Raw genomic sequence first — 12,721 nt, forward strand, 5'->3', positions numbered from 1 at the left:
ATCGAAGAACTCGACTCCTCTTCTCGCGAGGTAACGTCATGCTTCTCGAGGACTACGGCTTCATCGGTGACCTGCAGACCTCCGCGCTCGTCGGCCGGAACGGCTCGATCGACTGGCTGTGCATGCCCGCGTTCGACTCCGGGTCGTGTTTCGCGGCCCTGCTCGGCGGCCCGGAGCACGGACGCTGGCTCGTCGCGCCTGCGGCGGAACCCGTGGCGGTCACCCGTCGCTATGTCGACGACACCCTGGTGCTCGAGACCGACTTCGAGACTGCAGAGGGCGCCGTCCGTCTGATCGACTTCATGCCTCGTCGGGGATCGGGTCCACCTCGGCTGATCCGTATCGTCGAGGGGTTGCGGGGCCGTGTGCCGATGCGAATGCACTTGGCGATACGCCCCGATTATGCGGCGGTCACACCGTGGGTCGAGGCGGTGGCCGACGGTGCTGTCGCGACGGCCGGCCCGGACGCCTTCCACCTGTGCACGACGGTGCCGTTGGAGATCCGTGCCGGGACCGTCGAATCCGAGTTCGTCGCCGTGGAGAGCGGCCGATACCGATTCGCTCTGGACCGGTACCCATCCTTCGAACCGGCCCCCGTCGTCGAGGATGCCGAATCCGCGCTTGCACGCACCGTGGAGTGGTGGCGCGACTGGACCGGCCGGTGCACCTACAAAGGGGCGTATCGCGACGAGGTGATCCGCTCTCTGATCGTCCTCGAGGGGATGACCGACGAGACGACCGGTGCGATCGTGGCGGCCCCGACCACCTCCCTGCCCGAAGCGCTCGGCGGGGTACGCAATTGGGACTACCGCTACTGCTGGTTGCGCGACTCGGTGTTGGCACTCGAAGCGCTGCTCGCCGGGGGATACACCGGCGAGGCTCTGGCCTTCCGTGACTTCCTGCTCCGGGTGGGAACGGGTGATCCGGCCGATGTGCAGATCATGTACGGGATCAGGGGAGAGCGTCGACTGACCGAGTTCGAGGTGGAACATCTGCCCGGTTACGAAGGGTCGGCGCCCGTCCGGGTCGGAAACGCCGCAGCCGAACAGTTCCAGCTCGACGTGTACGGCGAGGTCCTCAGCGTGGCGTACAAGGGAGCCGAAGCGCTCGGTAGGATCGAGCCGCACATGTGGCCCCGCTGGCAGGCCGTGATCGAATACGTCGAAGGAATCTGGCAGGAACCCGACGACGGGATCTGGGAAACACGCGGCCCCCGGCGCCATTTCACGCAGTCCAAGGTCATGTCCTGGGTCGTCTTCGACCGCGCGGTCCGGCTCGCCGAGGGATTCGGGCTCGACGCACCTCTCGACCGGTGGAGGCGGACCCGCGACGAGATCCACGACGAGATCTGCGAACGTGGATACGACCCGGTCCGTGGCACGTTCACCCAGTACTACGGCTCCACGGAACTCGACGCCAGCGTTCTGCTGATTCCGCTCGTCGGCTTCCTGCCCCCGACCGACGGCCGGGTCACCTCCACCATCGACGCGATCCGGAACGAACTCGGTCGCGACGGCTTCGTGTCCCGATATTCCACGACGGATACCGACGACGGGCTTCCCGGGGACGAAGGACAGTTCCTGGCCTGCTCGTTCTGGCTGGTGAGCGCGTTGGCGCTCAACGGCCGGGTCGACGAGGCCCGCACGTTGTTCGAGCGGTTGCTCGGGCTCACCAACGACCTCGGACTGCTCGCCGAGGAGTACGACGTGCCGGCGGGGAGGCAGGTCGGCAACTTTCCCCAGGCGTTCAGTCACCTCACTCTCGTCGGCGCGGCTTGCGCGATCACCGTCGCCGAACGGGCACGGGCAGTGGATCCGGCCGACGGAGCACCGGCCGTCTGATCCGACATCATCAGAACACCATGTGTCCGTGGGGTATTCACCCACACCGTGCGTGCTGTATGTATCCTGTGGGTACATGCTGTCCCGCATACGCGCCCGTGTTCGTCGGTGTCTGTCCATCGAACGAACCACATTGATGCACTGGGAAATCGGTAGAAATCGTACGAATGTCGCCGATTCGGCGCGGACGCTTCCCCGGACCCGCCGAGCACGTTTCAATGACAGGTGCAGAGGGGCTGTCGGGAGCGCAGGGGATACGCTTCCGCGTCGCTTGCTCCGTCGGGGAAGTTTGCGAACGGTGGCAGGGGAACAAGATGGAACACGGTGTTGTGTTGTGGTTCGACGCCGGTCTGGGTCACGGCTTCATCCGTGACGACGACGGTACGGAGATCCTGGTGCACTACTCACAGATCGATGGGAGCGGCTACCGCTTCCTGACAGGTGGCCAACAGGTCCGATTCGAGATCGGTTACGGGATCTTCGGTCGACAGGCGGTCAACGTGCAGGTGTGCTGACATGCGGAACGTTCGGATGGTGTGATCGTGTAATGGACACACGGGCGAACGAGTGGGCGGAGGAGGCCCACATTCCGGCTGCAACTCCGACCGAGGAGCAGGTGTGGGCCTCGCGGGCCGCGATCGAGCGGGCCACGGGCGTGCTGATGGAGCGGTACGGACTCGATGCCGAGCAGGCGAAAGAGACGTTGCTCCAGGCGTCCCGTCACGCTGCCGTGTCGATGGTGCAGTTCGCGGGGGACGTGCTCACTTCGGGTCGAGCAGGTGAACACCCCGAGATCCGAGTGGTGCTGGACGCCGCGTCCGCGCCTTCCGGTCTACGGAAGGCCGTCGCCTTCATCGAGTCCGAAGCGGCTCGTCCCATCAGGTTGGCGGACATCGTGGCTGCTGCGGGGTCGGAGCCCGAGCTCTGCAGTACGACTTCGTGCGCCACCTCCATACGACGCCCACGCGATACCTTCGGTCGGTGCGGCTCGAGCGGGCTCATCGGGAGTTGCAGACCGCCGACCCGCAGCGTGAGACGGTCGCGTCGATCGCGGCGCGGTGGGGTTTCTCGTCGCCCGGGCGGTTCGCGATGCAGTACCGGTCCGTCTACGGAAGATCCCCTCGCGTGACCCGGTCGGACGCGCTGTGGTCCGATCGAACTACTGCCGATCCTGCAAAAACGAATAGACTGCACCGGAAGCGAACGATGTGTTCGCTGTGGACGCTGCCGGCGGGGCGCGAGACTTCCGACGCAGGGGTCGGATCTGTCGACCTGCCCCGTCGGCGGTACTCCGAGTGCTCACAATCGGTCCCGGTGAGGATAATTCGGCGTATGCTCGGGACATCGGTGATCGCCTGTCACCCCCTGCACGGACGGTCACCGCCGCCGGGTGGATCAGAGGTAGGCCACTCAGGCGATGCCGGACCCTGTCGCCCATTTCCCCCTGCTCGGGCGGCAGGGTTTCGGCGCGCCGCAGGTCGTTCGGCGCGCGGGCGTCATCACTTCAGCGGTCGGAATCCGGCCCCGTTCCTCGTGATTCGCCGGGATCGTCGTCGCCGTCGTCCACTTCGGGGAGGGACGCGGGGAGTTCGGCTGCATAGGGTGCACGGGGTGGGGCGATCTCGTCGAGGCGTTCGTTGATCGCATGGGTGATCAGATCGTGTTGCACACGGGAGAGGGGAAGCAGGCCGTCGAGATACGCCTCGATCTCCATCTTCCCCACCTCGCCGCCGAGCGCGAAGTGGCGGAGCCACAACTCCTCGACACCGGGTTCGGAAGCGCGGAGCGCAGCGAGGAGTTGCCGGCGATGCTCGCCGTCGGGGAAATAGTTCATCGCCGCGTCAGACCGACTCTCCGAACCTACCTCCTTTCGAAGCTCGGCGTTCCCGGACGTGCAGTCCCGATCGTCACCCTTCGACACCGCACCCGAACGCGTCCGAATTGGCAGAATTCGAGATATGCCGACCCGGACGATCGACGGTCACCGCATCACCCTGACCAACCTCGACAAGGTGCTGTATCCGAGCACCGGGACGACGAAGGGTGAGGTGGTCGAGTACTACGAAGCCGTCGCCGAGGCGATGCTTCCGCACATCGCCGGCCGGGCCGCGACCCGCAACCGGTGGCCGAACGGTGTCGGCGAACAGTCCTTCTTCGAGAAGAACCTCCCCGACCACGCACCGGCCTGGATCGACCGTCGCACCCTGCACCACAAGGACCGCCGGGTCACCTACCCGCTGTTCGATTCCGCCGCCGGGCTCGTCTGGCTCGGGCAACAGGCCGCCCTCGAACTCCACGTGCACCAGTGGCGTTTCGACGGAGAGAAGGCCGGGCCCGCGACCCGCATCGTCTTCGACCTCGACCCGGGCCCCGGCGTGGGCCTGGCCGAGTGCGCGGAGGTCGCCCGCCACGTCCGCGACACGGTCGCCGAACTCGGATGGACGGCCTATCCGGTCACCAGCGGCAGCAAGGGCATCCACCTGTACGTCCCGCTCGATCGGATGCTGTCGTCGTCGGGGGCGTCGAAGGTCGCGAAGCAGGTCGCACGCAATCTCGAGACCATCCTTCCCGACCTGGTGACCGCAACGATGGCGAAGTCGGCGCGCGAGGGCAAGGTCTTCGTCGACTGGAGCCAGAACAACAGTTCCAAGACGACGGTCGCGCCGTACTCGCTGCGCGGTCGCGACGAGCCGTGGGTGGCGGCGCCGCGCAGCTGGGACGAGCTCGACGACCCCGACCTCGCGCAACTGCAGTTCCGGGAGGTCCTCGCCCGCATCGACGAGTTCGGGGACCTGCTCGCCGGTCTCGACCCGCCCCTCGGCAAGGCTGTGTCCGGAGACAAGACCGGGTCCGGAGACAAGACCGGGTCCGGAGACAAGACCGGGTCCGGAGACAAGACCGGGTCCGGAGACAAGACCGGGTCCGGCGGAGATGCTCTGGACACCTACCGCGGCAAGCGCGACGCGTCGCGCACCCCGGAACCGGTACCCGACCGCGTCCCCGAGGACGGTCCCGGCAACAGGTTCGTCATCCAGGAGCACCACGCACGTCGCCTGCACTACGACCTGCGGCTCGAACGCGACGGTGTGCTGGCCTCGTGGGCCGTACCGAAGAACCTGCCGGACACCTCGGGGCGCAACAATCTCGCGGTACGGACCGAGGACCACCCGATCGAGTACCTGACCTTCCACGGGACGATCCCGAAGGGCGAATACGGCGCCGGCAGCATGACCGTGTGGGACACCGGCACCTACGAGACCGAGAAGTGGCGGGACGACGAGGTGATCGTGCGGTTCCACGGCGACAGGGTCGAGGGACGGTACGCGCTGATCCGCACCGAGAAGAACCAGTGGCTGGCGCACCGCATGAAGGACCAGTCGTCGCCGAGCACCGAGTCGTCCGATGCCGATCCGGCCTCCCTCGTCGGATCGTCGGGGTCCAAGGCCCTCCCGCGCGATCTCGCGCCCATGCTCGCAACCCCCGGTGACGTCTCGGGTCTCGACGCCGAAGACTGGGCGTTCGAAGGCAAATGGGACGGATACCGCGCCATCGCGGAGATCGAGGACGGCACCGTCAGGCTCCGCAGCCGATCCGGTCGCGATGTCACCGGCGACTACCGGAAGCTCGTCGAACTCGCGACGATCCTCGACGGTCACCGGGCGGTGCTCGACGGGGAGATCGTCGCCGTCGACCGCTCCGGGGTGACGAGCTTCTCGATGCTGCAGCGCGGCGTGAACTACGAGTACCGCGTGTTCGACGTGCTGTATCTCGACGGGGTGTCGCTGCTGCGCAAGACCTACGACGATCGCCGACGGGTCCTCGAGGCGCTCGCCGCTGCCACGGACGGACTGATCGTCCCGGATCTGCTCCCGGGTGACGGCTCGAAGGCTCTCGAGCGCAGCCGCGCGAAGAACTGGGAGGGCGTGGTCGCCAAGCGCCGGGACTCCGTGTATCTGCCGGGCAAGCGCGGCGCCGGATGGATCAAGTCGAAGAACTGGCTCACCCAGACCGTCGTGCTCGGCGGATACCGCCGTGGCAACGGCAACCGTGCCTCGACCTTCGGCTCCCTGCTGCTCGGCGTCTACGACGACGACGGTGAGTTCGTGTACGTCGGCAAGGTCGGCACCGGTTTCGACGACGAGACGCTCCTGTCGGTGGCGAAGGCTGTGAAAGGGCACACGAGCCGCACGAACCCGTTCGCGAACGAGGTGCCGGCCGCCGAACGCCGCGATGCGGTGTGGTTGCGGCCCGAACTCGTGGGGGAGGTGCGGTTCGGGGGATGGACGGAAGGAGACCGGGTGCGGCACGCGAGCTGGCGTGGTCTGCGCGACGACATGGACGCGTCGAGCGTGGTGCGAGAAGAGGAAACAGGCACTGACTGCTAACGTTCGTCCGAAGTCGGGTGATCGGGCATTAGGGGAGGCATCAATGGCCGAGGGCTCGCGTGGCGTCGTCCGTCGGGTCGGTTTGGTCGAGGATCACGAGTCGGTCGCGCTCGGGTTCGCAGCGATGCTCGCCGATCAACCCGATCTCGAGCTCGTGGGTACCGCCCCCACCGTCTCGGGTCTGCTCGAGCAGGTCACCGACCTCGACCTCGCCGTTCTCGACCTGCGCCTGTCCGACGGATCCTCCCCGAAGAGCAACGTCGAGCAGCTGCGCGCGGCGGGCCTCGAGACCCTGGTCTTCACCGGCGCCGAGAATCCGTATCTGCTGCGTTCGGCCGCCCGCGCCGGTGTGCTCGGGGTGGTGCGGAAATCCGAGCCCGCGGCCGTGGTGATCGAGGCGATCCGCGTGGCCGCCGCGGGAGGGCAGGTCGCCAGCACCGAATGGGCCGCGGCGATCGACGGTGATCCCGAACTCGACGACGTCGGTCTGAGTCCACGGCAGCTCGAAGTGCTCGAACTGTATGCGTCGGGGGAGAAGCTCGACCGGGTCGCCCGGCTGACAGGCCTCGCTCCGCAGACCGTCAACGACTACCTGCAGCGAATCCGCCAGAAGTACGCGGAGGCAGGTCGTCCCGCGCCCACGAAGACGGATCTGTACAAACGTGCCGTCGAGGACGGATGGCTGCCGATGCCCGAACGGTCGGATGTCCGCCGTCGCTGACGAGCCGGCCGCGGGCGCCGGGGAGAAGTCGCACGATCGCAGCACGGCGGCTGCCGACCGACTTCTCCGGATGTTCGCGCGATTCGTCGCGATCGGATATCTCTGCTACTTCGCGTTGCTCGTGCCGGAGATCCTCGAGGCGTCGGCACTCGTCGAGTGGTGGTGGACTCCCACCGCGGCCGTCCTCATGTTCGGATCCGGGGTCGCGCTCGGCTTCGCCTCGTTCCGCGGCACGGTGTGGATGCAGCGGACCGCAACCGTCAATGCGCTCGCCTACGCCGTGATGGTCGCATTGTGGTTCGTGGCGTGGAACGGGACGCAGATCCCGCAGGACCAGTCGTTGTGGTTCACCGCCTTTCCCGGCCTCGCGTCGCTCGCGGCGGCGGTCGCGTGGAGACCCCGGCGGGCGTTCGTCCACATGATCCTCGCGGTTCTGCTCGCGCAGTGCGCGAATCACCTCGTCCGCGACGCCCCATTCGGATACTTCCTGGCACCCGACCTGGCGTTCGCGTTCGTCTTCTGCACGGTCTTCCTCGCGGCTGCGGTGGTGGGCCTCGGCACCGGCCGCACCCTCGACGAGACCATCGCTGCCACCCAGGCCACGGCGGCCGCCGCGGCCGCAGCGGAGGCACGGAACGCCGAGCGCGCACGGTTCGATGCCCTGGTCCACGACCGCGTGATGTCGACCCTGCTGGCGGCGTCACGCAACGCACCCCGGGAGTCGCTCGTCGAGCAGGCCGAACGAGCGGTCGCCGAACTCGACGAGTTGCGGCGCGGCACCGATCGGGAGTCGGCGCTCGACGCCGCCGCGGTCGTGGCGCGGCTCCGATCGGCGGCGACCGAGGCCGACGAGGACGTCGTCTTCACCGGCCGTGTCGCCCCGGGATCCGGCGACGTTGCGTTCCCACCCGAACCCGCGCGCGCGACCGCCGCTGCCCTCGCCGAGGCGGTACGCAACAGCGTGCGGCACGCGGGTGAGGACGTGTCCCGCACGGTCGAGGTCGACGTGGCACCGAGATGGATCTCCGTGCAGGTCGTGGACGACGGCAGAGGTTTCGAACCCGACGCCGTCGACCCGCACCGGCTCGGTCTCGAAGTGAGCATCCGCGGACGTATGCGCCGACTGTCCGGTGGACGGGCGGTCGTGCAGTCCGCGCCGGGGGCCGGGACCCGGGTGTTGTTGTACTGGCGGGATCCGGCCGTATGAACACTGCGAACTCGACCGTCTCCGATCTGCTGCGGATGCACAGCCGGCCCGCGCGGGCCTTCGCCGTCATGTACGCGGTGACCTGCGTGGTGCTCGCCCTGAACACCGCGCCCCGTGCCGAGGTCCGCTGGCCCGTTGCGATCGCCGTGATCGTGTGTGTGGCCGCCGCCTACGCGCTCGTCGTGGTCGAGGGGGACCCACTACCGGTGCGACCCGCACTGGCGATGACGTTCTCGGGCGCGATCGCGTCGGCGTCGGTGCTGTGGGTGGTGCCCGCCGATCCGGCACCGCACCCCATCGAGCTGTGGCCGTTCGGGATGTCCACGACGATCCTCGTGTTCATGTGCGTGCGGGGACGCACGGCGTTCGCCTGGTGCGGGATGCTCCTCATGCTCGTCGTCGCCGCGCTGTGGTCGCATCTCACGGGCCCCGGGATGGGCTACGGGCTCGGCCTGACGATCACGAGTGCCGGACCGGTGCTCATGGGCACCGTCTGCGCCTACACGATCCGCCCCCTCGCGCGGTCGATCTACCTGCTGCGCGCCCGGTCGATGCAGCGGATCGCAGCGGAGTCCGCAGCTGCCGCGGCCCTGGAGGAACGCGACGCTCGTCTCGGCAGCCTCGATGCGTCGGCGCGGCCGTTGCTCAAGCGGATCGTCTCGGGCGAACCCCTCGACGAGAACGAACGGATCGAGTGCGGACTCGTCGAGGCACGACTGCGCGACGGTCTGCGTGCGCCCGTACTCCAGGTACCCGAGGTCGACCGGGCCGCCGCTGCGGCCCGCCGGCGCGGCGTCGAGATCGTCATGCTCGACGACCACGCCATGGACTCGGCATCTCCCGAGGTCCGGCGCGCCGTCTACCGGGAGGTGGTGGACGCGCTCGATTCGGTGAGCGAAGGGTCGGTGACCGTGCGTGTGTTGCCGCCGGCCCGCGTGGCGATGGTGACGATGCTTGTGAAGGGCGAGGATGTGCGCCGAATCGAGATCGGGCACGACGGCCGGCGCACCGGTAATTAGGCGAAACACCGATGCCCATATTTTCTTGGGCAGAGAAAAATCTGTCTGGGTAGTTGTCGGTTTCAACCGTTACGTTGTAGGCACTCGAAACGGAGTTCGTCGGGGGACTCGGTTCGATCCCATGTATTCATCTCGGTAGGGACGCGCTATGACGACGATGCTCGAACATTCCCCGGCACAGAAGCCTGCGCCTCAGAAGCCCGCACTCTCGGCTCGCGAGATCGAGATCCTGCGGGCCTGGCTGCTCTGCGAGTCCAAGTCCGAGGCGGCTGCGAGCCTGTTCGTCACTGCAGCAACGGTCAGCACCCACATCGTCCGCATCCGCGAGAAGTACGCCCGCGTCGGGCGTACGGCGACCACGAAGACGGCACTGCTCGCCCGCGCTCTGCAGGACGGTGTGGTCTCCATCGACGAGCTGTGACCCGTCGGCCTGCCACCACACAGGGTGGACACACGACGGATCCGACGAGCGCGGCCGACCGGATCCACCGGGTCTTCGGCCGGTTCATCAGCGCGGGCTATGTGTTCTACCTGCTGTTCGTCGTCCCCACAGCGGTGTCGCAGGCCCACCTCACGGCATGGTGGTGGTTGCCGACGGCACTGCTCGCGATCTTCGGCACCGGGATTGCGCTCGGGGTGGCGACCTTCCTGAGCGATGTCCGGTGGGTCGGACGACTCGCAGCCGCCAACGCCGTCTCCTTCCTGGTCGCGGCGGTCCTGTGGTTCCCGGCCTGGACGGGTGAGGTCTCCACGAACACGGCCTGGCAGGCGCTCTTCCCCGGAGTGGCAGGACTGTCCGCGGCGGCAGCGTGGCGGCCGCGGACGGCGCTCGCCTACCTCACGGTGGTGGTGTTCGTCGTGCAGGCCACCAACTATCTGCTGGTGAACACCACGACGGGGTACCGCTTCGTCCCGGAACTCGCGTTCGCACTCATGTTCTGCGGGGTCTTCGCCGCTGCGGCGATCGTCGCCTTCCGCACGGGCGACGTCCTCGATTCCACCGTCGCGGCCACCGAGCGATCCGTTGTCGCGGCGGCCGCGGCCGCGGCCAGGACGGTCGAACGCGAGCGGTTCGACGCGCTCGTCCACGACCAGGTGATGTCCACCCTGCTCGCCTCGGGTCGCGGCGCATCCGACGGCCCCGTCGCAGCCCAGGCCCGTCGTGCGCTGGAGATGTTCGACTCCCTGCGGCGCGGCGACGACACCGAGAGCAGCTTCGACGCCGACCGGGTGGCGGCCCAGTTCCGTTCGGCGGCCTCCGAGGTGGACGAGGACGTCGAGTTCACGACCGCGACGAGTGCCGATGCCGGGCCGCACTACCCGGCCGACGTGATCAGGGCGGTCGGAGCCGCACTGGCCGAGGCCGTGCGGAACAGTGTCCGCCACGCCGGCCCGGGCACACAGCGGGCCGTGCACGTCGACCTCGGGCCCGGATCGGTCCGGGTGGTCGTCCGCGACGACGGCCACGGATTCGACCCCGCCCAGGTCGATCCCTACCGGATGGGCATCCGCGCGAGCATCCACGGACGCATGCGCGGCCTGCCCGGAGGCGACTCGCAGATCACCTCCGGCCCCGGAGGTACGACGGTGACGTTGTTCTGGTGCGATCCGGCCGAGCGTCGCGCACCGTGACGACCACCGAATCGACCCGCGACGTGCGCGACCTGCTGGGGATGCGCACCACGGCCGCACGTGTACTCGTGAGCCTCTACGCCCTGGTCTGCCTCGTGCTGGCGGCATTCGGCGCGGAGCACACGTCCGCGAGCTGGCCTCCCGCCCTCGCCGTGCTCGTGTGCACGTTCGCGGCGTTCACCCTCATCACCGTCCCAGGCGACCCGCTGCCGATGCCGGCGACGATCCCGCTCGCCGCCACCGGGACGGTCTCGTCGGCGCTCGTCTTCTCGGTGCTGCCGGTGCCCTCCCCGGGAGGCATCGCGACCTGGCCGCTCGGGATGTCCACGGTCGTCTTCACCTTCATGTGCGTGCGCGGACGCACCCTCGCGGCGTGGATCGGGTTGGCCTGCATGATCGCGACCGCGACCTTCTGGACCTACGCCACCGGACAGGGGATCGGCCCCGGCCTGTCGCTGTCGCTCGTCAACGCCGCCCCGGTCCTCATGTCCACCTTCTTCGCCTTCACCCTGCGACCACTCGCCGGATCCATCTACCTGCTGCGTGCGATGTCGTTGCAGCGCAGCGCCGAACAGGCTGCCTCGGCTGCAGCGCTCGAGGAACGCGACGCGCAACTCGACCGGCTCGACTCCCTGGCCCGGCCCCTCCTCGAACGCATCGCGACCGGGGAGGTACTCGAGGCGGGGGAGCGACGCGCCGGTGTGCTGCTCGAAGCACGTCTGCGGGACGGGCTTCGAGCACCGGCCCTGCAGGATCCCCAGGTCGTCGAGGCGGCCGACGCTGCGCGCCGACGAGGCGTGGACGTGGTGATGCTCGACGATCACGGCCTGGACGGGGTGCCCCCGGACGAACAGGCCCGCCTCCGACGTGCGGTCGCCGACGAACTCGACTCGGTGTCACACGGTTCCGTCACGGTACGGGTCCTCCCCCCGGGACGCCGGGCCCTCGTGACGATCCTCGTGCGGGGGGACTCCGTGCGCCGCATCGAACTGGGCAAGGCGCCGCAGGGCTAGAGTCACCTTCCGTGACCGTGCTGAAGTCGTTGCTGCTGTTCGCCGTTGCCGCCCTGTTCGAGATCGGTGGTGCGTGGCTGGTGTGGCAGGGCGTGCGCGAACACCGCGGCTGGATCTGGATGGGGCTGGGCGTGATCGCTCTCGGCGCTTACGGTTTCGTCGCCACACTCCAGCCCGACGCGAACTTCGGTCGCATCCTCGCCGCGTACGGCGGTGTGTTCGTGGCGGGTTCCCTGGTGTGGGGCATGGTGATGGACGGCTTCCGGCCGGACCGGTGGGATGTCGCGGGCGCGCTCGTGTGCCTCGCCGGCGTCGCCATCATCATGTATTCGCCTCGGTGACGGGGCATCCGGCACAGAGGTGCCGGATGTCTCGTCCGGACATCACGGAACCACGACACCGCCGACTGCGGGGGTCGAGTTGCACAGCGGTCCACTGCCGAGATTCACCGAACCGAACACCGTCGCCACGACCTCACCCGGACCGGTGTCGACCAGTGTCGACAGGTTCGGGTACGCACCGCCCAGATCGACGATGCCGGTGCGGCCGTTGTTGCGGTTGAGCCATGCGACGCTGACCTGTCCGGCTGCCGGGACCGGCCACAGGGCCTCCCGCGTGGAGAACAGGACGTGGCCGCCGGGGATGCCCTCGTCCGGTCCGGGTTGCGCCGTGACCGAGGTGAACGACGCCAGGCTGCCCTGGTTGATGCAGCCGATGGTGATCGCCGTGCCCAGGGGCTGAGGGGGTGCAGCGGTGGCCACACCGGTGAATGCGATTGCGGCGGCGACGGGTGCCGCCAGGGCGAGAACTCGACGTGGAATTCGCAGTGCAGGCATGGTGCTGCTCCTCGGAAAGGGAAGGTCACGTCCGGGAGCCGACCGCAGCGAAGAACACCGCGGCGCG

The 12,721-nt window shown here is 68.3% G+C and carries 12 protein-coding genes and 1 pseudogene; 11 read left to right on the plus strand and 2 right to left on the minus strand.

Going from position 1 to position 12,721, the window contains the following annotated elements; all coding sequences use genetic code 11:
• Nucleotides 1–38: 38 nt before the first annotated feature.
• The 3 genes and pseudogenes from ACNJ7K_RS00625 to ACNJ7K_RS00635 form a co-directional block, all read left to right on the plus strand.
• Entirely contained in the window at nt 39–1,841 is a 1,803-nt protein-coding gene (locus tag ACNJ7K_RS00625) for a glycoside hydrolase family 15 protein (RefSeq protein ID WP_487040987.1), read from the plus strand.
• A 314-nt stretch (nt 1,842–2,155) separates the two neighbouring features.
• Entirely contained in the window at nt 2,156–2,356 is a 201-nt protein-coding gene (locus tag ACNJ7K_RS00630; RefSeq protein ID WP_019289879.1) for a cold-shock protein, read from the plus strand.
• 424 nt (nt 2,357–2,780) lie between these two features.
• Nucleotides 2,781–2,918, plus strand: a pseudogene (locus ACNJ7K_RS00635) (helix-turn-helix domain-containing protein); the annotation flags it as partial.
• A gap of 427 nt (nt 2,919–3,345) precedes the next feature.
• Here the strand turns inward: ACNJ7K_RS00635 and ACNJ7K_RS00640 are convergent.
• The gene (locus ACNJ7K_RS00640) at nt 3,346–3,675 is read right to left on the minus strand and encodes a hypothetical protein (protein WP_033096756.1); all 330 of its coding nucleotides are present in this window, start codon (nt 3,673–3,675) and stop codon (nt 3,346–3,348) included.
• Between the two features lie 124 nt (nt 3,676–3,799).
• Between ACNJ7K_RS00640 and ACNJ7K_RS00645 the strand changes: the two genes are divergently transcribed.
• From ACNJ7K_RS00645 to ACNJ7K_RS00680, 8 genes are all read left to right on the plus strand, one after another.
• Nucleotides 3,800–6,226, plus strand: a complete 2,427-nt coding sequence (locus ACNJ7K_RS00645) for an ATP-dependent DNA ligase (protein ID WP_487040988.1) — start codon at nt 3,800–3,802, stop codon at nt 6,224–6,226.
• A gap of 43 nt (nt 6,227–6,269) precedes the next feature.
• On the plus strand, nt 6,270–6,947 hold the full coding sequence (locus ACNJ7K_RS00650; protein ID WP_487040989.1) for a LuxR C-terminal-related transcriptional regulator: 678 nt from the start codon (nt 6,270–6,272) through the stop codon (nt 6,945–6,947).
• Nucleotides 6,931–8,154 (plus strand): sensor histidine kinase, encoded by a 1,224-nt coding sequence (locus ACNJ7K_RS00655; protein ID WP_487040990.1) that lies wholly within the window; start codon nt 6,931–6,933, stop codon nt 8,152–8,154. Before ACNJ7K_RS00650 ends, ACNJ7K_RS00655 begins: the two co-directional genes overlap by 17 nt.
• Nucleotides 8,151–9,173 carry a hypothetical protein gene (locus tag ACNJ7K_RS00660; RefSeq protein WP_487040991.1) on the plus strand — a complete coding sequence of 341 codons (1,023 nt, stop codon included), beginning with the start codon at nt 8,151–8,153 and terminating at the stop codon, nt 9,171–9,173. Before ACNJ7K_RS00655 ends, ACNJ7K_RS00660 begins: the two co-directional genes overlap by 4 nt.
• Nucleotides 9,174–9,321: 148 nt before the next feature.
• A complete protein-coding gene (locus tag ACNJ7K_RS00665) occupies nt 9,322–9,594 on the plus strand; it encodes a LuxR C-terminal-related transcriptional regulator (protein ID WP_016692216.1) in 273 nt (90 codons plus the stop codon).
• Complete coding sequence (locus ACNJ7K_RS00670) at nt 9,591–10,805, plus strand: sensor histidine kinase (RefSeq protein ID WP_120281619.1); 1,215 nt, start codon at nt 9,591–9,593, stop codon at nt 10,803–10,805. Before ACNJ7K_RS00665 ends, ACNJ7K_RS00670 begins: the two co-directional genes overlap by 4 nt.
• Nucleotides 10,802–11,818 (plus strand): hypothetical protein, encoded by a 1,017-nt coding sequence (locus ACNJ7K_RS00675; RefSeq protein ID WP_306297741.1) that lies wholly within the window; start codon nt 10,802–10,804, stop codon nt 11,816–11,818. Before ACNJ7K_RS00670 ends, ACNJ7K_RS00675 begins: the two co-directional genes overlap by 4 nt.
• Before the next feature lie 11 nt (nt 11,819–11,829).
• Nucleotides 11,830–12,159 carry a YnfA family protein gene (locus ACNJ7K_RS00680; RefSeq protein ID WP_006551592.1) on the plus strand — a complete coding sequence of 110 codons (330 nt, stop codon included), beginning with the start codon at nt 11,830–11,832 and terminating at the stop codon, nt 12,157–12,159.
• A gap of 42 nt (nt 12,160–12,201) precedes the next feature.
• Here ACNJ7K_RS00680 and ACNJ7K_RS00685 read toward each other — a convergent pair whose 3' ends face one another.
• Nucleotides 12,202–12,654, minus strand: coding sequence for a hypothetical protein (locus ACNJ7K_RS00685; RefSeq protein WP_159416534.1), 453 nt, complete (start codon nt 12,652–12,654; stop codon nt 12,202–12,204).
• Nucleotides 12,655–12,721: the final 67 nt, after the last annotated feature.

Source organism: Rhodococcus shunpengi, from assembly GCF_048381395.1.
GTDB lineage: Bacteria > Actinomycetota > Actinomycetes > Mycobacteriales > Mycobacteriaceae > Rhodococcus.